A 21,010-nucleotide genomic window follows, 5' to 3' on the forward strand; every position below is an offset into this window, starting at 1 on the left:
CTGGCGCTTTCTGTTGCCGGCGATCCTCGTCATCCTGTCGGCTGCGGCCCCGGCCCGCGCCGAAATCACCGTCGGTTCGAAAAAATTCACCGAGTCGGTGATTCTGGGTGAAATCATCGCCGGCCTGGGCCGGGCCGGTGGTCATGAGATGCAGCACCTGCGGGAGCTCGGCGGCACCCGCGTCCTCTGGGACAGCCTGAGGCTCGGCGAGATCGACATCTACCCCGAATATACGGGCACGCTCCTGCGCGAAATCCTGGCGCGGGAGGAAATTGCCACCATCGAAGAGCTGCGCGCGCGCCTGGCGGAGGACGGGATCGCCATGACGGCGCCGCTCGGGTTCGACAATGGTTACGCGCTCGGCATCCGGCAGGCGCTCGCCCAACGCGAGAACATCTCCAGCATTTCCGATCTGCGGGCCTATCCCGATCTGGTTTTCGGATTCGGCAACGAGTTCATGAACCGCGCGGATGGCTGGCCGGGGCTGCGCCGCGCCTATGGCTTGCCGCAGGACGATGTGCGGGGACTGGATCACGACCTTGCCTATATCGGTCTGGCCGAGGAGGCGCTCGACCTGATCGATGTCTACACGACCGATGCCGAGATCGCGCAATACGATATCCGGGTCCTTGAGGACGACCGCGCGTTTTTTGTCAGGTACGAGGCTGTGATTCTGTATCGCGAGGCGCTTGCCGCCACGGCGCCCGCCCTGGTCGATGCCATCAAGGGGCTCGCCGGCCGGATTCCGGCGCCGGAAATGATCGCCATGAACGTCGCCGCCAAACTCGACGGCGAGCCGGAAAGCGCCATTGCCGCCCGCTTTCTCCAGGAACGCTTCAAGATCGAGGCGCCCGTCAGGGCGAGCGGTTTCTGGACGCGGTTCTGGCAAACGACGCGGGATCATTTCATGCTGGTCGGCATTTCCCTGGGCGCGGCCATTTTTGTCGCGCTGCCGCTGGGCGTGCTGGCCTATCAGAGCGCGGCCGCGGGTCGCATCATCCTGAGTGTGGTCGGCGTCATCCAGACCATCCCTTCCCTCGCCCTTTTCGTGTTCATGATCCCGCTGCTTGGCATCGGCGGCGCGCCGGCCATCGCGGCCCTGTTTCTCTACAGCCTGCTGCCTATCGTGCGAAATACCCATACCGGGCTGGCGAATATCCCGCTCGAGCTTCGCGAATCCGCCCTCGCCTTGGGGCTGAGGGCAGGAGCAAGGCTGCGCCTCGTGGCCCTGCCCCTTGCCCTTCCCGCGATCCTGGCGGGCATCAAGACATCGGCCGTCATCAATGTCGGCACCGCGACGCTGGGCGCGCTGATCGGGGCCGGCGGGTACGGCCAGCCGATCCTGACGGGCATCCGGCTCAATGACACGGCACTCATCATGGAGGGCGCCATTCCGGCCGCCCTTCTGGCGCTCGGCGCGCAGCTTGCGTTCGATGTGCTGGAGCGCCGGCTGGTGCCGCGCGGCCTCAGGCTGGGCTGACGCGCTCACTCCCCAAGCGCCGGCCTCTAGCGCCGGCCTCTCTAGTGCCGGCCTCTCTAATGCCGATCAGGCGCCGCATCAGATTCCGATGAATTCGGCGATCTTGCCGGCAAAGGGCGATCCGTTATCCCAGAAGCCGTCGATTGCATCGAAATGGTTCTTGTCGGGTTGCGGAAAATATTCAGCCTCGAGCCCCCTGGCCTGCCAGGCCGCGGTAAAATCTTTCGTCAGGCGCACGAATTCGTCGGGCTCCTTGCCGCCTACCGTGGTCAGCATTTTTGGTCCCCGATCCGGAATGTTTCGCAGCGGACTCTGGGTCTCGACCGTCTTCCAGTCGATCTGCAGGACCGGCTGCAGATGGCTGTAGGGCAGCGCGCCCAGATCGTGCACGCCGCTGATGGGAATGCCGCCCTTGATGAGATCGGCCGGCAGACCGTATTCACCCTCCCAGTCCGTGATGCAGGCCATCGCCGTCTGATGGCCGCCTGCGGAATGGCCGGCAACGAAAATCCGGCTTTTGTCGCCGCCGAAACTTTCGGCGTTGCGATAGGCCCAGGCGATGGCTGCGCGGGTCTGGCGCGTGATTTCGGGCAGGGTGACCTTGGGGCAGAGTGAGTAATTGGTGATGAGGACGTTGACGCCCTTGGGCACAAGCCCCCTGGCGCAAATGCTGTTTTCCTTGGCCGACAGCATTTTCCAGTAACCGCCATGAATGAAGATGAGGATAGGGCCGCCCGGTTTTTCGGCCGGAAAGATATCGAGATACTCGTCCTTCGTAGGACCGAACCTGACATCGGGCGTGTGCTTCAGGCTTTTTCGTGCCTCGGCGCTGCCGTTGACGTAAAGATCCACATAGACGTTGAAATCGGGAACCGTCGGTATGAGATCGTATTGCGCGTCGATTTCTTCCTGTGTCTCGAAGTCACGATAAAGCTTCATCGAAATTCGTCCCCCAGATTGCTCATCCATATGCGTCGAGGCGGCAGGTTGCCGGTCCCTTCGCCGGCCCGCCTGTCGCCAACGAGCCAATCCGGCCCCGCGCAGGGTTAACGGCGTTTCATTCGAGCTTAACCGGTTTTTCGTATCCTGAACAATGCAACACCGTCCGGGCCGGATCGCGAAATGCGCGCCCGGCGGTGCATGCGCAACGCACCGGTGCACCATGGTCGGAGGATTCCGGGATGGCACGTATCGTTCGGCACATGATTGTTCAGCAGCCGGCCACCACGAGCTGGCCGCGCCCGCGCGACTGGCTGCAGAAAATGCGGGAAAGCTCCGGCTTCATCGCGCTTGCGGCCGTGGGGCTGATCGCCGCGGCGGGCGTCATCAGCGCGGCGCTCCTGGCCCGGGCCCTCTGGCCTGCATAGCCCGGGCGCCTGCCCCGGCCCGGGAGAGACGCCGCACCCCTCCTCTTTCTCCGCTTCTCTGCCCGCCTCTCGTTGGGCCTTGTCTCGAGGGCCGGGATGCCGCTATGCCTTACCCTTCCCTGCCATGGGCACGGATGGGTGGCCGAGCGGTTGAAGGCACCGGTCTTGAAAACCGGCAGGCGCTTACGCGTCTCGTGGGTTCGAATCCCACCCCATCCGCCATTCACGGTTTCTTAAATCGCCATCCCCTAGATGAGAGGCTGGCGCGGCCCCGGCACCCACCGCCGGAAGGACCGCGCGGGGCTTCCAGCTCGGGGCAGGCAGCATGAGCATAGAGGCGAGACCCTTCACACCGGCCGTGGCGGGCGCCACGCAACCGGATGACACTGAGGCGCACAAGGCACATTCGGGCGGCGGCCACGCGGTCACCCGCGATCAGGCCGATTGGGCCAAGGCCAGGCCGGGGGCGATCGACTATCTGCGCCACGCGCAGGCGAGAAGCGGCCGGCGGCCAATGGAGCTGGCGCGCGAATTCCTTCGCCTGACCCGCGGGCGGGGGCGCCTGACCTGGCCGGAATACGTTCAGTACGGCGTCTACGACACGGATCGTCTCAGTCCCGCAGCGCAGGCGGAATTCATCACCAACACCCTGCACTGGCCGATCACCCATGCGTGCTGCGACATGACCTGGCAGGCCACGACCGAGGACAAATGGCTCTGCGCCCGGATCCTGGCCGGGACCTCCGTGAAGATGCCGCGCACGCTGGCCGTGATCGACAAGTCGGCGCGTTCCTATCCCGATACCGAAAAACTTTCGACGACGGCGGCGCTGCGCGATTTCTTCACGACGCCCGGCATCCTGCCGGTTTTCGGCAAGGAGAACCGGGGGATCTGCAGTTTCGGTGCCTTCCTCGCGACGGATGCCGACGGTCAGGCGGTTCATCTGAAGGGGCACGGCCCTATCGATTACAAAACCTTCCTCGAACGCTTTGTCGGGGAAACGCCTTACCTTCTTCAGGAGTCCGAAACCAATCACCCCTTCTTTGCTCCTGTCACCGACGCGCTGGCGACGATCCGGTTGTGCGTGCTGGCAAAGGATGGCGCAATCGGGATTCCCTTCGCCGTGCTCAAGCTGCCGGCGCGGGACAATATCGCCGACAGTTTCTGGCGGCCGGGCAATCTTGCCTGTGCGCTCGATCCCGAGACGGGAGATATCCTGACCGTCCGCTCGAAAGACGCGTTCGGCACGACGGATCATCCGGCCCATCCCGAAACCGGCACCCCCCTGCTCGGCCGCACCGTGCCCGAATGGCCGCGGGTGCTGGAACTGGCCCGTGCCTGCGCGCCTGTCTTCGCGCCGCTGCGCTATCAGTCGATGGATATCGCGGTCACCGGGAACGGGCCGGTCCTGATCGAGATCAACACCGGCGGCGGGTTCGATCTGCCGCAGCTTGCGAGCGGCCGGGGATTCCTGACGGAAGCCGTGGCGGATTTCTTCCGTGCGTCCGGTTACGGGAAGGTCTGAAGGACGATGACAGTCGCGCCCGACGTTTACGCGGCCGAACCCATTCCCGAGGCGGCCCGCGCTGAAATCGAAGCCCTGCTTTCGAGCGGCGATCTGTTCCGCTACGGCGCGCCCGAGGGCTCTCCCGTCGCCCGGCTGGAAAGTGAATTTGCGGCCTTCATGGGCGTGCCTTTCGCCCTTGCGGTCAATTCGTGCTCCTCGGCCCTCTTCCTGGCTCTCAGGGCTCTCGGGCTGGAGCCCGGCACACCCGTCCTGGTGCCTGCCTTTACCTTCGCGGCCGTCCCTTCCTCCATTGTTCACGCGGGTGGACAGCCGGTTCTCGTGGAGGTCGGGAACAATTATCGCATCGACATGGCGGATTTCGAGGCCAAGCTGACGGATGGCATCGGCGCCGTGGTGATCAGTCACATGCGCGGCCATACCTCCGACATGGATGCCATCATGTCGCTCTGCAATGGGCGCCGGATCCCCGTGATCGAAGACGCCGCCCACTCACTCGGCACGCTCTGGTCCGGCAGAAAAATTGGAACTTTCGGCCGGGTTGGCTGCTTTTCCTTCCAATCCTTCAAGCTGATGAATGCCGGCGAGGGCGGCATGCTCGTCACCCGCGATCCCGACATCATCGCCCGCGCGGTCATCATGTCGGGTGCCTACGAGCATAACTGGAAAAAGCACCCCGTGGCTCATGACAGGTTCGTCTTCTGGCAGAACAGACTGCCGCTCTACAACACACGGATGAACAATCTGTCGGCCGCCGCGGTGCGTCACCAGATTCGCGAAGTGCCGCGCCGCGCGCGGGACGGGCTGGCCAATCACGACTATGTGGCGAGACGGCTGAACGCGTCACCCTATCTCGACGTGCCCCCGCCTTTCGCTCAGGAAATCCGGGCGCCCGATTCGATTCAGTTCAACCTGTGCGGTTTCGATACGGACGGGGAGGCGGAGGCCTTTCAGCGATGCGCGAACGCGCGCGGCGTCCCCGTCCAGATCTTCGGTCTCTTTCAGGACAACGCGCGCGCCTTCTGGAACTGGAAGTTCATCGGCGAGCAGCCGGGGCTGACGCGTACGCGCGCCATGCTGATGCGCGCCTGCGACGTGCGCCTTCCAGCCCGGCTCACCCCGGATGAGCTCGAGTTCATCGCCAATGGCCTGCTCCAGGCGGTCGACGACATCAAGATGCCCCGCCGGGCCGCCAGCCTGGCCTAAGCCCCCGGGGCCGCCAAATTCAGCGCGGCCCGTCCCGGTCCTCCGACCAGACATGCGGCGTGTCGTTTTCCGGCGGCCCGGCTTCATCCTCCAGCGCCGTCGATCCCGCCCCGGCGCCGCCCGGTTCGATAATTTCTTCCGATTCCTCCGCCAGCATTTCGGGGTCGATCCGCGGGTCGAGCTCGACTCCCATGGTCGTCATGTCACCCACCGGCACGAAGTAGCTGCGCGCTGCCTCCGGCACGGGCCCGTGCCGGCTGATGCGCCAAAGGGTGTAGCTGATGATCCAGCCAGCCGTGAGGGCGAAAAAGATGATGAGACCGTTGGCGCCGAGATGATCGAAGAACTGGCCGGCGATCAGGGGGCCGACAGCCATGCCGGCGCCATTGGCGATGAGGAGCCCGGCCGAAATCGGCAGGACGTTTTCGCCCTCCGCCAGCTGGTCGACGGCGTGGGACAGGGCCAGCGGATAGAGGGCGAAGGTCATGCCGCCAAAGAGGGTCATCGCGGGCAGCAGGAAAGTTAGGGAAATTCCCCCAAGAAACAGAATGGCGAGCGCGGCCAGCAGCGCCCCCGTCGCGGCGGCCAGAAGTGCCGTGCGCCGGTCCATTCGATCGGACAGGTAGCCGATCCCCAACTGCAGAAAAAGCCCGCCAAAAACCGGGAAGGCCATCAGCAGCGCGATCTCACTGGTGCTGAGTTCCCGCGCCACGCCAAACAATGGCGTCAACGCCCAGAACGCCCCGGTCATCAGCCCGGCGCTGACGCTGGACACGATGCCAAAAGGCGAAAGCCGGAACAGCGAAGGCAATGAGAAATGGGAGAAAACGGCAATTTCAGGTGCCGTGACCCGGCTGAGGACAACGGGAACGATGCTGATCGCCAGAACGATCCCGCCCAGCAGAAAGAGGTCCTTGCCTTCGGTCGGATAGACGTTGATCAAAAGCTGTCCGGCACCCAGTGCGCCCAGTGACAGGGCCGTATAGATGCTGAGCACCCGGCCCCGCCATTTGTTCGGGATGACGGCATTGAGCCAGGACTCGATGACGAGATAGACGCCGGCAATGGACGCACCGTAGAGAAAACGCAGCGCCAGCCAGCCCGTCACATCGGCCTCCAGCGGCAGCGCCAGCGCCGAGGCTATGGCGATCGCCAGCAACCCGCCATAGACACGGATATGGCCGACGCGCCGGATAATCCGGCCCCCGAACCATGCGCCCAACGTGTAGCCGGCAAAATAGGCTGTCGCGACGCCGCTGATCCACGACGGGGCAAACCCTTGCTGCCCCAGCTTCGTCGGCACGAGAATCAGAAAAAGACCCTGTCCTGACAAGAGGATGGTCGTGCCCAGCAGCAGTGCGCCGACGGACCCAAGGATCACGATGAGACGGTTTTCCATATGACCGCTTTCTACTCTTCACGGCGTCCTGATGCAAAGCCGTGGCGCAAGAGTTGCGATCGGGATCGGGGCGGCTATCCTTCGCTGTCGGCGTTTTTCCCGCGCAGTTCCGCCAGGCGTTCGTAAATGGCAAGCCCGCCGGCGGCAAATCCGAAGACCTTGTCCTTGTAGGTGACCCGCCGGCTTTGGATCCCCATAACGTGGTAGACGCCCTCGCGGCGGGCCATGACGGGCATGCTGGCCGGGTCGTCCAGGCCGCTGGAGACGCAGCTATTCAGGATCATCCGCTGATCCTCGGACATTTCGAGCACGTGACAGGCCGAATGGACAAGGCGGTCATCCGGATTGCTGGCAGGATAGCCGATCGCGTAGATGAGCCAGCCCTGGGCGCCGATCAGGCCGTGAACCTGACGCGTCAGCCGTTCCAGCGGCAGCGGTTTGATCCGGTCCGAGACGTCGTCGGCCAGTTCCAGGATCGCCCAGTCAAAACGTCCGTTCTTGAAATCTTCGGGGCTTTTGACCGAGTCCGCCATGGAAACAGCAATGACCGGACTCTCCGCCTTGAAACGTGTGCCGTTTCCGGCCAGCCGGACGAAGAGCGAGCCCGGGCTGCGCCAATCGGCGGTATCGGGGTTCCAAAGGCACCCGGCCGAGGTGATTGCCCAACGGTCGGCCACCAGCGTTGCCGTACACAAGGGGTCGTCGCCCTCGGTCAGCTGCCCGATCGCATCGAGCGTGCCGGGCGCGTCGGCCGGATGAGTCCTGGGAAATTCGAAATCGTAAAGAGACGCCTGGTAGCGCCACCAGGCAAGCGACCCCACCACCACAGCCAGTCCCAGAATCAGCGCGACCAAGCGTGTCCGATTGTTGCTCAGCATCTTCCGGTCCTTAAAGTTTAAATCGTCGATCCCGGCCTAAGTTGCCCCGTCGGTAAGGCGCCGGCAAGCCCCCACTCACTTCCCGCCCCCGGGCTGACCTGATAGGGTCTGGCCCCATGCCCCACGACCCGATCCAACCTTCCTCGCCGCCCGGCTCGCCACCCGGCCCGCACCCGGCAGCCGCGCGCCGCCGCGCACAAAGCGCGGGCCACGAGCGCCGTGTCTTCTGGGTCATGTGGCTGACCGGCGGTTTCATGCTGCTTGAGGGGTTCGGCGGCTGGATCGCCGGCTCTCTGGCGCTGGTCGCCGATGCCGGGCACATGCTGTCGGATACGGCGGCGCTCGCTCTGGCCTGGCTCGCCTTCCGCTGGACACACCGGCCGTCGGACCGGCATCGCACCTATGGCTATGACCGCCTGCAGATCCTGGCGGCCTTCACGAACGGTATCGCGCTCGTGGTGCTGGCACTCTGGATTGTGATCGAGGCTGTCGGCCGGCTGCTGGAACCGACGCCGGTCATGGGCGGGATCATGATCACCATCGCGGCCGCCGGGCTCGCCGTCAATGTTGTCGCCTTTCTGATCTTACGCGAGGGCGCGGCCGACAACCTCAATCTGCGCGGGGCGCTGGCCCATGTACTGGGGGATTTGCTGGGATCACTTGCGGCCCTTGCGGCGGGCGCGGTGATCATCCTGACCGGCTGGACCCCGATCGACCCGTTGCTCTCGGTGCTGGTGGCGGGACTGATCCTGCGGAGCGCTGTGGATCTTGTTCGCCGTTCCGGCCATATCCTGATGGAGGGCACGCCCGAAGGACTGGACCCGAACGAACTGGCGGTGTTCTTGCAGCGGGAAATCCCAGATGTGCTGAACGTCCACCACGTCCATGCCTGGTCGCTTACCAATGAGCGGCCGATGGTGACGCTCCAGGCGGACGTCACGCTTGATGCCGATGTGAATCTTGTAACGGCCGAGATCGTGGAGCGGCTGTCCACCCGGTACGGGCTGGATCACGTCACCGTGCAGGTGTCTCCCGTCCCGGGGGAGACGGAAGCGACGACGGCCCGAAGCGCGGGGACCTCCCTACCCTGACGAGCGGCCGCGTCGGGCCATGAAGATACCGATCGCCGCGCCCAGAAGGCCAAATACCGCCAGCGCCAGCCAGACATTGCCCGTGGCACCACCGATGATGCCGCCCAGGACGAGGCCGACGGCGATCCAGAGGCCGGGGCCCCGGCTCGCCCTGGAAACTGTATTCCGGTTGCTTGAATTCGGTTCGGTCATGACATCCTCTGAAACTGGCCCTGGTCTCCGTCGGCATAACACGAAACGGGATGCCTGGGAGGCTCCCGGACCGCCAATTTCCGCAAGCCAGGGTTAATTTCTATTAACGACGCTAATTTGCTGAAAATTATGAAGAAATTCCTTTTTTTGTTCATTTGCCGTGGCTCGGCGAAACGAAATCTTAACGAAAAATAAAGGACTTTAATCTCATTGTTTTTGTCCGGTGGCGAATGGGGGCATGAGCAAGGCCGGAGGACGGGGCCCGGGGCAGGTCAGGGACAATAGACACCCGCCCTGTCGCCAAGACAGCCCGATCCACTCCCCCTCGGACGCCAGACCGTGCGGACGCTTCGATATCCGGATCGCCCGATCTGCTAGGGGAAAGCGCATGTCAACGATCGTCGTTCTGGACGATCTCCGGACCAGCCGATCAATCCTGACCCAACTCGCGTTCACGGTGGAAAAGGACGTTCGGGTCGAAGCCTTCGCGCGGCCGGACGAAGCCCTGGAATGGGTACGCGACCACACCCCTGATCTTGTCGTTACCGACTACGAGATGCCGGGGATGGACGGCTCCGAGTTCATCTCGAGGTTCCGCGCCCTGCACAGTTGCAGCGATGTGCCCGTTATCGTCGTCACGGTCCACGAGGACCCCGAGTTCCGCCATAAGGCGCTTCAGGTCGGGGCCACAGATTTTCTTCTCAGCCCCGTCGATCACGAGGAATTCCGGGCGCGTTCGCAAAACCTTCTCTCGCTTCGTGCACATCACAGGCTGACGCAACTTCGCGCCGATGACCTGGCCAAGGCGGTCGCGACTTCCGACCGGCGGCTTCAGGACGCGCTGCGCGAAAATCATGCTCAGCTTGAAAGTCTGATCGACGCTGTCCCGAGCCTGATCAGCGTAACGGATCAGGACGCCCGTTTCGTCTTTATGAACCGTCACCACGAAGAGATTCTTGGAATTCGGCCGCAGGATGCTGTGGGACGGTCACTTTCCGATGTGATGGGCGAGGATTATGCCCGGCGGCACATGGAGGCCGATCGCATCGTCCGCGAAACCGGCATGCGAGCAACCGAGTTCGAGGAAACGATCGTGGACCGGCAAGGCTGCGCGCGCACGTTTCTGACGACGAAATCGCCGATGGGCCCGACGAATGGCAGCGTTGTGCACGTCGTGACCAGTTCCAGCGACATCACGACCCGCCGGGAAGCGGAGCGGGAAATCGAGGTCGCCCGCGATACAGCCGAGGCGGCTGACAAGACCAAAACCGAGTTCCTTGCGCATATCAGCCATGAATTGCGCACCCCTCTCAATGCTGTCGTCGGCTTTTCCGAAATCATGAACGACGAGTTGTTTGGCGCGTTGGGGAATGAGAAATATCGTGAATACGTCAGCGCCATCCGCGAAAGCGGCGTACATCTCCTCGATATCATAAATGAAATGCTGGACCTTTCGGTCGCGGAAATAGGCAAGCTCGAGCTTCACGAGGAAGTGGTCGATCCGCAGGAAGTCCTGAGCGCCTGCGCGCGGATCATGAAAGACCAGGCAGACGAGAACGAGGTCACCCTCAAAGTCGAGATTGCCCCCGATTCGCCGCGCCTGTTGGCGGACGGGCGCAAAATCCGACAGGTCATGATCAACCTGCTGTCGAACGCGATCAAGTTCACTGACCCCGGCGGCAAGGTGGAAATGAAGGCCTGGCTTGCCCCGGACGGCGGCTACATCATTGACGTGGTGGATACGGGCATCGGCATTCCGTCCGCGCACCTCAAAAAGGTACTGACCCCCTTCGGTCAGGTCGAGAGTGCCCTCAGCCGCAAATACAAGGGGACCGGCCTCGGGCTTCCCTTGTCGAAGCGGCTCGTGGAGCTTCACGCCGGCACCCTCAGCCTCGCGAGCGTGGAGGGTGAAGGAACTTCGGTTCGGGTGATCCTGCCGAAAGAACGAACGATTCCAAGCGACGGTTCCGGACTCCGGGCCGAAAGCGCGTGATGGAACCGCTTTCGGCCCTACCCGTCAAAACGATGCCGCCCAGGGCAGCGGGACAGGATCGGAACGTCCTGACACGCTTGCGGGAAAGATTAGCGGCACGGCCGGACAGCGAGCACGAACAAGCCATTATCCGGGTAATTCTTGGCGGTCTGATTATCGGTTACTGCATTGCGCTGTCCGGCGAGGTGCTGGACACCGATCCCCGCGTCAGGGCAATGATGATGATTGCCATGGCCGGACAGGGCTTCGCCGTCGCCATCATGCTGGCGATCGTCATCTGGCCGGCGGCTTCCGTCACTCGGCGATGCTTCGGCATTGCGCTCGATACGCTCAGCCTGTCCCTGTTTCTGTATTTCGGGGGCGAACTCGCCGCCCCACTGTACCCGATCTATCTCTGGGTCACGCTGGGTTACGGGTTCCGGTATGGCCCCGGTTATCTGATCCTGACTGCGGCGGCTAGCCTTGCGGGCTTCCTCCTTGTCATCTCGACGACCGCTTTCTGGCTCGATACCGCGCCCCACCTCGCAGCCGGGCTGCTCCTGGCCCTGATCGTCATTCCGGGCTACGCCCTTACCCTGTTGAAGAAGCTTACCCGCGCCAAGGCCATTGCGGAGGAAGCCTCGAAGGCGAAGTCCCGCTTCCTTGCCAATATGAGCCACGAGCTGCGGACCCCTCTGACGGCCGTGATCGGGATTAGTGATCTCCTCCGGGATACGCTGAGGGATGGCGATCAGCGCGAAATGGTGTCCACCATCAAAACGGCCGCCCGGACCCTTTTGCACCTGATCAACGATATTCTGGATTTTTCCAAGATAGAGGCCGGAAAACTCACCAGGCAGGAAGTCGCGTTCGATCTTCATTCCCTGATGGCCGGTCTTGTCTCGATGGTCGAACCGCAAATCGCGGCCAAGGGCCTCAATGTTTCCAGCCATGTCGGACAAGGAGTCCCCGGAATCGTCGTCGGAGATGGAAACCATCTGCAACAGGTCCTGCTCAATCTTCTCGGGAACGCCATCAAATTTACGGAAAAAGGCAACATCCTGTTATCGGTCGCCAAAATCGACGAGACCGACAACGAGACCCGGCTCCAGTTCGAGGTTGTTGATAGCGGTATCGGCATTCCGAAAGAGAAGCAGGCCCGGATTTTCGACAGCTTCACGCAGGCGGACGATACCATTGGGCGCCAATACGGCGGCACCGGCCTGGGGCTATCCATTGTGCGCCAGATTGTCGAGATCCTTGGCGGCGGAATCGAGGTCAGCAGCGAGCCCGGACAGGGATCGGTTTTCCGTATCTGGATTGCATTCAGAAAACCCGAGTCGGGCGGGATGGCAGCGCCAAACTCGTTGCCGGTCCGCGGCCGGGTGTATCTGGTTTCCGACAGGGACGCATTTCTGTCCCGTGTCGAAAGGCCGGTTTTGGAAGCGGGCGGTCTGGTCCGGTCGGTTCCGAACATCCCCCAACTGGTGCGCTCCATGGCGGAAGAAAACGCGGCCTCGGCCAAGGATCTGTCCGTTGTGATAATCGACGCGGATTGTGTCTCGTCGTCCTATCCCCTGCTGGCGGCCGGGCTGTACGAGCAGTTCGGACGCAAGAAAACACGCCTGATCCTTTGCACCAATTCGCCGCCTTTGGAGGAGCGCCGCGATTTTCATGCGTTCCTCGATGAAGCATTCACTGCTGAAGACCTTCTTCTGTCGGTACATGCCGCCCTCGCAGCCAGCGAATCTGCGGGCGAATTTTCCGGCGGCCAGCCACCGGCCATAAACGCCGAGTCGGGACAAGCTCTCTCGATCCTCCTCGTGGAGGATAACCGGACCAACGGGATGGTCCTGACCAAGCTATTGAACAGAGCCGGCCACAAGGTCACACTGGTCGATAACGGCGATGATGCGCTGGATCGGCTCGATGCCGAGGAATTCGACCTCGTCTTTACCGATCTGAACCTGCCGGGCATGAGCGGGCTCGATCTCTTCAAGATGTATCGGGTAACTCACCTGGACCTGGCCCCCCTGCCCTTCATCGCCATTACGGCCGACGTGACGGAAGAAACCCGGGCAGCCTGCCTGGAGGCGGGATTGACGGCCGTCATCGGCAAGCCGGTGGATACGTTGCAGCTGCTGACAACGATCGAGACACTCTTCCCGGCACGTGGAAGTGGCAGCTCATCCGGCGATGCGCCCGATGTGACAACGGTCTCCGATGCCGGCGCCCCGATCAATATCGCAGTGCATCCACGTTTCGGTCGTCAGGGCGATCCGGTCCTGGATACCATCATGCTTCGGGATCTGTACAATCTTGGCGGATCGGATCCCAAATTCTTTCGCGACCTCGTCAGCGACTTCCTCGGTGATGGCGAAAGTCTGCTGGCAGATCTTGAAAAGTCGGTCGCGGAAGGAGATGTGGCGAAATATCGGTCGGTGGCTCACGGCTTGCGCGGCAGTCTCGCCGATATTGGCGCACGGCGCATGTATCACCGCTGCCTGGATTTCCGTAGCCCCTCGCCGGACCGGTTGAAGAGGGAGGGATCACAGCATATCGAGATGCTGAGGCAGGAATTTGCCGATTTGCGTGACATCCTCGTGAGGGAAGCCAATCGCCTCGATCCGGACGCGGCGATCGGGTCCTGATATGCGAGGACAGGCCGTAGATTATATCCCCGGCATACGCGCCTGAAGACGGCGCTCCTGCGCCGCGACGAGGCGCTCCATCTTCCGCACGTCCCGCTCGCTGACTGACAGAGCCGCGTCCACCCATATGCGGCCGACCTCCATGAGTTCCTGCCATTGGATGGGTGAGACGGCCTGCCGCGCGCTATAGACACCGAGCTGGGCGTTACGCTTGCTTTGTTGCTGGTCGATATAAGCGTAAACGGCCTCGATGCCGTGTCCCTCTTCCGCCAGGACATCGATCACGCCCATTTCGTACAACTCTTCCGCTTTGAGGATGTTTCCGTTCAGGATAAGGCGCTCGGCCGCTGCGCCGCCGATGCGGCGGCTCAGAAAATTGTAGGCGCCCATTCCGGGAAACAGATTGAAAAGCACTTCCGGGAGCCCGAATTGGGATCCTTTTTCCGCAATCAGCACGTTGGCCGATAACGCCGCCTCGAATCCACCGCCCAGTGCCTCGCCCTGCACCAAAGAGATCGTGATGATCGGAAAATCGCCGTGCAAGGCATTGCCGAAACAGACATCTATGCATGCCCGGGCATACCGCAGCAGACCGTCGCGATCCTTGTCGCGCACGAGCCGGGATATCAGCCGCAGGTCGCCTCCCAGGTTGAAAATACCGGGCACTCGGGAAGCAAGGATCAGGTAGTTGAGGGGCGCGGCTGTCGTGTCATGGTGAAAGATGAATTGCCGTTCCAGGGCGTGCTGTACCCGCCGGCTGTCTTCGAGAAGTCCGGGAGTGAAGCACGGGCGCCCTTCGGGGCGCATGAAGCACCACAGGATCCTTTCCTGCTCCTCGAACTCGACGTCAAGTTCCTGGCAGGTCGAAAGCTCCTGAAACGGGTGGGTGTGCCGGCCCGCCGTTTCGTCCGGTGCCCGCGCGGTGGCGCCTTCGACCAGTCTCGTCGTGAACGAGACGACGTCTCCGGGACCGCCCATGCGACGAGGGAGTGTGCCCTCGGAACCCGGGCCGCCGCGGCCGTTTCCAACCCCGTTGCTCATACTCGCCGCCCCCATGCGGCCTGGGCTGCCCTGCGATTCCCGGTGCCCGCGGTTAATGCGCCAAATGGCGGCCGCTCGCGGCGTTTCGGCCGCCTTGACATTTACGGCCTGTCGCCTGCTCCCTCGCAAGGGCCACGCAAAAAGCGTATCATCATAGTTAACAGACGGTAAAGAAGAAGCGCCCGCCGCAAGACTTGGAATGCATCTTCCAGAGCAACCACAAGGGATTGTGGTTTGGAAAGCGGCGCTCCGGCTTTCAATCTTCCTTAAAGCCGCGTGCGGTAGCATCCGCACGTGTTGGACCGCCGAATGCCGGGCAAAACGGGCGGCGATTCCTGAGCGATTGAGGGCGCGATGGCTGACCCAAGGAGAATGGACCCGGAAGCGGTTGGAGCTGATGGCCCCTGCCGGCGGGCGGGCATGTTCGCGGGATTTGCACTCGCCGTCCTCCTGCTTGGCGCGTGTGCGTCGTCGCCAACGGACCCGCGACCCATCACAGACAGGTCCGCCGGCGTCGGCCACAGCGAGAGACTCGAGGACGGTGCGGCGCAGGCGGCCCGGCTGATCCGGGTCGCCGACAAGACCCTCGCCGCGGGCGATCCCGTGAGCGCGCTGCGCATGTACGAAAAGGCTTATGAGGCCGATCCCGGCAATCCCGCGCCGCTGGTGGCGTCCGGCGATATCATGGCGGCGGCAGGCCGTCACGAGGACGCCCGTCGCGCCTATCGCGCCGCGCTTGAGACCGTGCCGGGAAACACCGCGGCCCATCTCGGCCTGGGGTTGAGCTACCTGAGTGCCGGTCAGGCGGCCCTCGCCCTGTCTCATTTGCAGGATGCGCGGCAAGCCGGTGCCCGGGATCCAAGCCTGTTCAACGGGCTCGGCATTGCGCTCGATCTTTCCGGCGACCATGACGGCGCCCAAAAGATGTATCGCGATGGCCTCGCCCGCCATCCGGGCGCCCGGGGCCTTCAGAATAATCTCGCCCTGTCCCTTCTGGTCACGGGCGACTGGCCGGAAGCGGCCCGGATCCTGCAGAACGCCACCGCCATGCCGGGCGCGGGAACCCGCACGCGGCAGAATTTCGCCCTGGCACTCGGTTTGCTGGGAGAGGAGGACGAGGCGGCCCGCATTGCCGCTCTCGATCTGCCTCCCGACTCGGTCGCGGCCAATCTTGCCTATTACGGGCTGCTGCGCGAGTCGGGTGATCTTCAGGCGATCGGACGGGCCGTGGGGCTCGTTCCCGATACCGGTGGCAAGGCGGACGCGGCCCCCGCCGAATCGATCGCAGCCCTGCCTCCCGATCCCGCGCGTCCCTCGGCCTCGGCCCCTCCACGCCTCATGGTGCCCGTTCCAACGGCCAAGCCGGCCCCGCCCGGTCCGATGGCACCGGACCCGGCAACGGACACCCCCGGTGCCGAGAGGGCGGCAGACGCGGCCAGAGCGAGACCCGACACAGGACCCGAGGCCGGACCTGAGGTCGGACCCGATCCGGCAGAAGAATCCACGATGTCCGAGGCGCCAGATACATCAGATGCGCCAGAAGCACCGAACGGTTCCGATTCAGAACCGGAAAATCGTGAAGACAACAAGTCCCGTGAACTGTTGGCGATATAGTGCGGGTCGAGTCTATACTCAGCCTTATGCAGATCGATATCTTCTCGGACCCCGTTTGTCCCTGGTGCTTCATCGGCAAGCGTCGGCTGGAACGCTTCCTCGCAGATCACCCCATACCCGATCTGGCGATCAGGTGGCGCGTATTCCAGCTTAACCCCGGCATGCCGGATGAAGGCATGGACCGCGACGAATATATGGCAACCAAATTCGGCGACCCCGAAGCGGCGCAAGAAATTTACGCGCGCGTTCGCGAGGCCGGTGAGGCCGAAGGCATAGATTTCAACTTCGACGCTATCGGGCGCACCCCTAGCACCGTCGATGCGCACCGGCTGATCAACATGGCGCCAACGCCCGAAATGCAGGACGAGGTGGTCGAAAATCTTTTCCGCGCCTATTTCCTCGAGGGGGCGGATATCGGAGACCGGGAAACGCTGGTCGAGATCGGGGCTGTGTCGGGACTTGATCCTGATTCCGTCCGTGAGACCTATGACAGTGGTGACGGGTTCGACGTTGTGGAGAACGAAATGTCCCTCGCCTCGTCAGTTGGCATCCAGGGCGTGCCCTGCTTCATCATCGATGGCAAGTATGCGGTCGTGGGCGCACAGGAGCCGGACGCTTTCGTTCAGGTATTCGAGCGGATTGCCGAGATGGAAACGACGGCGAACGATACCGATGCCGATCTCGCCAACGCCGACCCGAAGGACCGCGACTAGACGCTGGACGCCGCCCGCGACCTGCCGGCGGCCTCCCCAGGCGCGCCGTCCCCGAGACCTTCACCGATCAGCGAGGCCAGAGATTCGAGGAGGGTCTTGCTGCCCCTCACCCGGTCCTCGGGACGCGGCCAGTCAGCGCTACGGACGAGCCGAAAGTCGGGCCTGAGCTTCAGATCGCCGCGGGCCTTCTGAATAAGCCCGACAAGACCGTCGGGGTTGGCGAAGTTGCTCCCGCGAAAAGTGACGACCGCGCCCTTCGGGCCGGCATCGATTTTCTCTACTCCTGCGGCACGGCAATACTGCTTGATGGCGACAATTTCGAGCAGGTTCTCGACTTCCTGCGGCAGGGTGCCGAAACGGTCTACCAGCTCGGCAGCGAAGGCCTCGATCTCGCGCCGGTCGACCAGGACCGAAAGCCGACGGTACAGGCCGAGGCGAACATTCAGATCCCTGACATAGCTTTCCGGAATCAGGACCGGCGTCCCCATGGTAATCTGTGGCGTCCAGCTATGATCCTCCGGCCTGCCGCCCGGCTTATCCTCGGCACGGAGGTTGGCGACCGCCTCTTCCAGCATCTGCTGATAAAGCTCGACTCCGACTTCCCGGATATGCCCCGACTGTTCGTCCCCGAGCAGATTGCCTGCTCCCCGGATGTCAAGGTCGTGAGAAGCGAGCGTAAATCCCGCTCCCAGTGTGTCGAGCGTCTGAAACACTTCAAGCCGTCTGGTCGCGGATGCCGTCAGCCGCTTCCCGGGCGGAAGCGTCAGATAGGCATATGCCCGGGTCTTGGCCCGGCCGATCCGGCCACGCAGTTGGTAAAGTTGAGCCAGGCCGAACATGTCCGCCCGATGGATGATCATGGTATTGGCGCTGGGAATATCGAGTCCGGATTCAATGATCTGGGTGCTCAGCAGCACATCGTATTTTCCGTCGTAGAACGCCGACATGACGTCTTCCAGCTCACTCGCTCCCATTCCGCCGTGGGCGACCACGACCCGGACCTCGGGCACCAGCTCCCTCAGTTGTTCGTGAACGCCGCTCAGATCCTGAACCCGGGGGCACACATAGAAGGTCTGACCGCCCCGGAAGTGTTCCCGCATTATAGCTTCACGCACGGTCAATGCGTCATAGGGCATGATGAACGTGCGCACCGCAAGCCGATCCACGGGAGGTGTCGCGATCAGGCTCATTTCCCGCACGCCCGAAAGCGCAAGTTGTAGCGTCCGTGGTATCGGTGTCGCGGTCAGCGTCAGCACGTGGGCGTCACTTCGCAAGCGCTTGAGTCTCTCTTTCTGCTCTACGCCGAAGTGCTGCTCTTCATCCACAATGACGAGACCGAGTTCCCGGAACTTGATATTTTTTGACAGCAAGGCATGGGTGCCCACGACAATGTCGATCTCGCCGCTTTCGACGCCAGCCCGGATTTCGGCCGCCCGGCGGGCGTTAACCAGACGCGAAAGCTGACCGATCTGCACGGGCAGCCCGTCGAAGCGCTGTCGGAAGGTCTGGTAATGCTGGCGCGCCAGCAGCGTTGTCGGCGTCACAATGGCGACCTGCCGGCCGGACATGGCTACGACGAAGGCGGCGCGCAGGGCGACCTCGGTCTTGCCGAAACCCACGTCGCCGCAAATAAGCCGGTCCATGGGCCGGCCCGAGGTAAGATCGGCCAGACACTCGGTTATCGCGCGCTCCTGATCCTCAGTTTCGTGAAACGGGAACCGGGCAGAAAACTCGGCGTAAGCGCCTTCAGGCGGTGCAATCTCGGGGGCCGGCCTGAGGGCACGGGCCGCGGCGATACCGATCAGCTCATGGGCAATCTCGCGGATGCGTTCCCGCACGCGGGCTGATCTTGCCTGCCAGGCCGCGGTGCCCAGCCGGTCGAGGCGAACGGTTCCCTGATCGGCGCCAAAACGGGAAAGGACCTCGATATTCTCGACCGGAACGAAGAGCCGCGCCTCGTCGGCATAGAGGAGCCTCAGGCAGTCATGGGGGGCGCCGCCGACCTCCAGCGTTTCCAGTCCTTCGTAGCGCCCGATCCCATGCTCCGCATGTACGACCAGATCGCCCTCGGCCAGGGCCGAAGCTTCGGTAATGAATGCGTCCGCCTTGCGCCGGCGCTGACCGCGACGGACGAGCCGGTCTCCGAGGATATCCTGCTCGCTCAGAAAAAGCGTGTCCCCGAAGCTGAACCCTCGTTCCAGCCCCAGCACGGTAAGATATAGCGCCCTCGCCCTGGACGTCGCGATTTCCGGCCATGCCGAAACCCGCCGGATCGGGCCGGCGCCATGCTCTTTCAGTAAATTCTGCAGTCGCTCGGCCGATCCCTCGGTATATGCGGCGATGACGACCTTGCCCCCTGCCTCATGGCGTTGTTTGACCCTATCCTGGACCGCGTCGAAGACATTCATGCCGGGTGTATTGCGGGCCGGGGCGAAATCCTCCCCCGGGCCACCGCCCAGGCTGACGGGTGCGCGTTCGTCGCCAGCCGCTTCACCCGGTTCCGCGAAGGGCGAGAAAGCCCGAACCGGAAATGCTGCGACGCGCGTCTCCCATTCTTCCCGGGTCAGATAAAGCCGGTCAGGCGACAGCGGAATGAGGCGGGCCTGGTCATTTGCCGATTTTGACCGGGCGTAGCCAAGCCGGGCTTCGTAATAATCGCGGATCAGCTCAAGCCGCGCCGCCACGGCCTCGTCCGTCTGGTAGTCGAGAGTGACGATCCCGTCCGGCAGGTAATCGAAGACGGTCGCCATTTCGGGATAAAACAACGGCAGATATTGTTCCATTCCGGGATGGCGGCGCCCTTCGCTGATGCCCTCATACAGCCGATCATGTCCGGCCACAGCACCGGTCAGTTGGCGATAGCCCTGCCGGAAGGCCTTGATCGTGGCTTCTTCCAGCCGCACCTCACTGGTCGGTCCCAAGACCGCCCGCTTCACCGGCCCCGTTGAGCGCTGGTCCGCTGGATCGAATTCCCGGATCGACTCGAGCTCGTCGCCGAACAAATCGAGGCGCAGCGGATAAGACCGCTCGGGCGGGAAGAGATCAATGATGCCGCCCCGGAGCGCAAAATCGCCGTGGTCGTGTACGGTATCGACGCGTGCATAGCCGTTACGCTGCAGAAATTCGATCAGTTCTTCGGCGACGAGCCGGGTACCGGACTCTATGGTCAGGCTGGCTTGCGCGAGTGTGGCGGCGGGGGGAACGCGCTGAAGGATGCCACTGACCGTGGCGATTACCACGAGGTTGTTCCGGCCGGCTGCTGCAAGCCGGCCGAGGGCTGCCACCCGTTCGCTGGCGATTTCCGGGCGGGGAGAGACGCGGTCATAGGGCATGCAATCCCAGCCGGGGAGCAGAACGATGTCGGCATCGGGCGCAAAAAAGGCGAGACAATCCCTGAGACGTGTTGCCCGGCCTTCATCGAGGGCGACGTGCAGAAGGGTCTGGCCCGGGCTGGCCGCCTGGTGGAGGCGGGCCAGAATATAGCCGTCAAAGCCCTCGGGTACGTCGGAGAACTGCCGCCGGCCTTTGCCGGTGATGAGCGTGGCGAAATCGGTCAACGGACAAACTGTTCCCGTACATGCCGGCACAGGCACTCCATGGTGCCGTTCTGCAACTCATGCGGGACAGGTGTGTGCCCGAGCAGCCAGTCGTAGAGTTCGGGATCGTCGCAGGTCATGATCCGCTCGTATTCCGCCAGTTCCCTGGGGCCGAAGGCCGGGAGGAATTTGTCCGCGAAGCTGCCCATCATGAGATCCATCTCCTTCGAGCCCCGATGGTGGCTTCGGTAAGCGAGTCTTTTGCGGCGCGCCTCGAGGGATTCGCGCGATTGGGCCATTGAGTCCTCCGGAACCGGGCCTAGGATATACTCCGTCGAAATTCGG

The 21,010-nt window shown here is 63.1% G+C and carries 16 protein-coding genes and 1 tRNA gene; 10 read left to right on the forward strand and 7 right to left on the reverse strand.

Annotation, left to right across the window (positions count from 1 at the left end; all coding sequences use genetic code 11):
- Window positions 1-13: 13 nt before the first annotated feature.
- Complete coding sequence (locus RLQ26_09700; protein MEQ9089001.1) at window positions 14-1,480, forward strand: glycine betaine ABC transporter substrate-binding protein; 1,467 nt, start codon at window positions 14-16, stop codon at window positions 1,478-1,480.
- 78 nt (window positions 1,481-1,558) lie between these two features.
- On the opposite strand, the gene RLQ26_09705 is transcribed toward RLQ26_09700, so the two are convergent.
- Window positions 1,559-2,419, reverse strand: a complete 861-nt coding sequence (locus tag RLQ26_09705; protein MEQ9089002.1) for an alpha/beta hydrolase — start codon at window positions 2,417-2,419, stop codon at window positions 1,559-1,561.
- A gap of 242 nt (window positions 2,420-2,661) precedes the next feature.
- Here RLQ26_09705 and RLQ26_09710 point away from each other — a divergent pair, with 242 nt between their 5' ends.
- The 4 genes from RLQ26_09710 (at window position 2,662) to RLQ26_09725 (ending at window position 5,578) form a co-directional block, all read left to right on the forward strand.
- The gene (locus tag RLQ26_09710) at window positions 2,662-2,847 is read left to right on the forward strand and encodes a hypothetical protein (protein ID MEQ9089003.1); all 186 of its coding nucleotides are present in this window, start codon (window positions 2,662-2,664) and stop codon (window positions 2,845-2,847) included.
- Window positions 2,848-2,979: 132 nt separating this feature from the next.
- Window positions 2,980-3,069: transfer RNA gene (locus RLQ26_09715), tRNA-Ser, on the forward strand.
- A gap of 103 nt (window positions 3,070-3,172) precedes the next feature.
- Entirely contained in the window at window positions 3,173-4,372 is a 1,200-nt protein-coding gene (locus RLQ26_09720; protein ID MEQ9089004.1) for a sugar-transfer associated ATP-grasp domain-containing protein, read from the forward strand.
- 6 nt (window positions 4,373-4,378) lie between these two features.
- A complete protein-coding gene (locus RLQ26_09725) occupies window positions 4,379-5,578 on the forward strand; it encodes an aminotransferase class I/II-fold pyridoxal phosphate-dependent enzyme (protein MEQ9089005.1) in 1,200 nt (399 codons plus the stop codon).
- Window positions 5,579-5,597: 19 nt separating this feature from the next.
- Here the strand turns inward: RLQ26_09725 and RLQ26_09730 are convergent, their stop codons facing one another.
- Both RLQ26_09730 and RLQ26_09735 read right to left on the reverse strand, forming a co-directional pair.
- Window positions 5,598-6,977, reverse strand: a complete 1,380-nt coding sequence (locus RLQ26_09730; GenBank protein MEQ9089006.1) for an MFS transporter — start codon at window positions 6,975-6,977, stop codon at window positions 5,598-5,600.
- A 74-nt stretch (window positions 6,978-7,051) separates the two neighbouring features.
- The gene (locus RLQ26_09735; protein ID MEQ9089007.1) at window positions 7,052-7,855 is read right to left on the reverse strand and encodes a trypsin-like serine protease; all 804 of its coding nucleotides are present in this window, start codon (window positions 7,853-7,855) and stop codon (window positions 7,052-7,054) included.
- 116 nt (window positions 7,856-7,971) lie between these two features.
- On the opposite strand from RLQ26_09735, the gene RLQ26_09740 reads away from it, so the two are divergent.
- Window positions 7,972-8,946 carry a cation diffusion facilitator family transporter gene (locus RLQ26_09740; protein ID MEQ9089008.1) on the forward strand — a complete coding sequence of 325 codons (975 nt, stop codon included), beginning with the start codon at window positions 7,972-7,974 and terminating at the stop codon, window positions 8,944-8,946.
- Here RLQ26_09740 and RLQ26_09745 read toward each other — a convergent pair.
- Complete coding sequence (locus tag RLQ26_09745; protein MEQ9089009.1) at window positions 8,938-9,138, reverse strand: hypothetical protein; 201 nt, start codon at window positions 9,136-9,138, stop codon at window positions 8,938-8,940. The two genes, RLQ26_09740 and RLQ26_09745, sit on opposite strands and share 9 nt — an antisense overlap.
- Window positions 9,139-9,526: 388 nt before the next feature.
- On the opposite strand from RLQ26_09745, the gene RLQ26_09750 reads away from it, so the two are divergent.
- Together RLQ26_09750 and RLQ26_09755 are read left to right on the forward strand one after the other, a co-directional pair.
- On the forward strand, window positions 9,527-11,131 hold the full coding sequence (locus tag RLQ26_09750) for an ATP-binding protein (protein MEQ9089010.1): 1,605 nt from the start codon (window positions 9,527-9,529) through the stop codon (window positions 11,129-11,131).
- On the forward strand, window positions 11,131-13,761 hold the full coding sequence (locus RLQ26_09755; GenBank protein ID MEQ9089011.1) for an ATP-binding protein: 2,631 nt from the start codon (window positions 11,131-11,133) through the stop codon (window positions 13,759-13,761). Before RLQ26_09750 ends, RLQ26_09755 begins: the two co-directional genes overlap by 1 nt.
- 21 nt (window positions 13,762-13,782) lie before the next feature.
- Here RLQ26_09755 and RLQ26_09760 read toward each other — a convergent pair whose 3' ends face one another.
- A complete protein-coding gene (locus RLQ26_09760; GenBank protein MEQ9089012.1) occupies window positions 13,783-14,739 on the reverse strand; it encodes a crotonase/enoyl-CoA hydratase family protein in 957 nt (318 codons plus the stop codon).
- Window positions 14,740-15,222: 483 nt separating this feature from the next.
- Between RLQ26_09760 and RLQ26_09765 the strand changes: the two genes are divergently transcribed.
- Together RLQ26_09765 and RLQ26_09770 are read left to right on the forward strand one after the other, a co-directional pair.
- Window positions 15,223-16,416 (forward strand): tetratricopeptide repeat protein, encoded by a 1,194-nt coding sequence (locus RLQ26_09765; GenBank protein MEQ9089013.1) that lies wholly within the window; start codon window positions 15,223-15,225, stop codon window positions 16,414-16,416.
- The gene (locus RLQ26_09770; protein MEQ9089014.1) at window positions 16,416-17,129 is read left to right on the forward strand and encodes a DsbA family oxidoreductase; all 714 of its coding nucleotides are present in this window, start codon (window positions 16,416-16,418) and stop codon (window positions 17,127-17,129) included. The genes RLQ26_09765 and RLQ26_09770 overlap by 1 nt, the downstream gene beginning before the upstream one ends.
- Here the strand turns inward: RLQ26_09770 and mfd are convergent.
- Both mfd and RLQ26_09780 read right to left on the reverse strand, forming a co-directional pair.
- A complete protein-coding gene (gene mfd, locus RLQ26_09775) occupies window positions 17,126-20,686 on the reverse strand; it encodes a transcription-repair coupling factor (GenBank protein MEQ9089015.1) in 3,561 nt (1,186 codons plus the stop codon). The two genes, RLQ26_09770 and mfd, sit on opposite strands and share 4 nt — an antisense overlap.
- Window positions 20,683-20,964, reverse strand: a complete 282-nt coding sequence (locus RLQ26_09780) for a succinate dehydrogenase assembly factor 2 (GenBank protein ID MEQ9089016.1) — start codon at window positions 20,962-20,964, stop codon at window positions 20,683-20,685. Before RLQ26_09780 ends, mfd begins: the two co-directional genes overlap by 4 nt.
- Window positions 20,965-21,010 lie beyond the last annotated feature (46 nt).

The sequence above is a fragment of the Alphaproteobacteria bacterium genome (assembly GCA_040220875.1).
Taxonomy (GTDB): Bacteria; Pseudomonadota; Alphaproteobacteria; order JAVJVX01; family JAVJVX01; genus JAVJVX01.

Excerpts from the sequence above, each read along its gene's own strand:
- RLQ26_09705 (MEQ9089002.1), bottom strand. The coding sequence starts at position 2,419 with ATGAAGCTTTATCGTGACTTCGAGACACAGGAAGAAATCGACGCGCAA.
- RLQ26_09710 (MEQ9089003.1), top strand. The coding sequence starts at position 2,662 with ATGGCACGTATCGTTCGGCACATGATTGTTCAGCAGCCGGCCACCACG.
- RLQ26_09720 (MEQ9089004.1), top strand. The coding sequence starts at position 3,173 with ATGAGCATAGAGGCGAGACCCTTCACACCGGCCGTGGCGGGCGCCACG.
- RLQ26_09725 (MEQ9089005.1), top strand. The coding sequence starts at position 4,379 with ATGACAGTCGCGCCCGACGTTTACGCGGCCGAACCCATTCCCGAGGCG.
- RLQ26_09730 (MEQ9089006.1), bottom strand. The coding sequence starts at position 6,977 with ATGGAAAACCGTCTCATCGTGATCCTTGGGTCCGTCGGCGCACTGCTG.
- RLQ26_09735 (MEQ9089007.1), bottom strand. The coding sequence starts at position 7,855 with ATGCTGAGCAACAATCGGACACGCTTGGTCGCGCTGATTCTGGGACTG.
- RLQ26_09740 (MEQ9089008.1), top strand. The coding sequence starts at position 7,972 with ATGCCCCACGACCCGATCCAACCTTCCTCGCCGCCCGGCTCGCCACCC.
- RLQ26_09745 (MEQ9089009.1), bottom strand. The coding sequence starts at position 9,138 with ATGACCGAACCGAATTCAAGCAACCGGAATACAGTTTCCAGGGCGAGC.
- RLQ26_09750 (MEQ9089010.1), top strand. The coding sequence starts at position 9,527 with ATGTCAACGATCGTCGTTCTGGACGATCTCCGGACCAGCCGATCAATC.
- RLQ26_09755 (MEQ9089011.1), top strand. The coding sequence starts at position 11,131 with ATGGAACCGCTTTCGGCCCTACCCGTCAAAACGATGCCGCCCAGGGCA.
- RLQ26_09760 (MEQ9089012.1), bottom strand. The coding sequence starts at position 14,739 with ATGGGCGGTCCCGGAGACGTCGTCTCGTTCACGACGAGACTGGTCGAA.
- RLQ26_09765 (MEQ9089013.1), top strand. The coding sequence starts at position 15,223 with ATGTTCGCGGGATTTGCACTCGCCGTCCTCCTGCTTGGCGCGTGTGCG.
- RLQ26_09780 (MEQ9089016.1), bottom strand. The coding sequence starts at position 20,964 with ATGGCCCAATCGCGCGAATCCCTCGAGGCGCGCCGCAAAAGACTCGCT.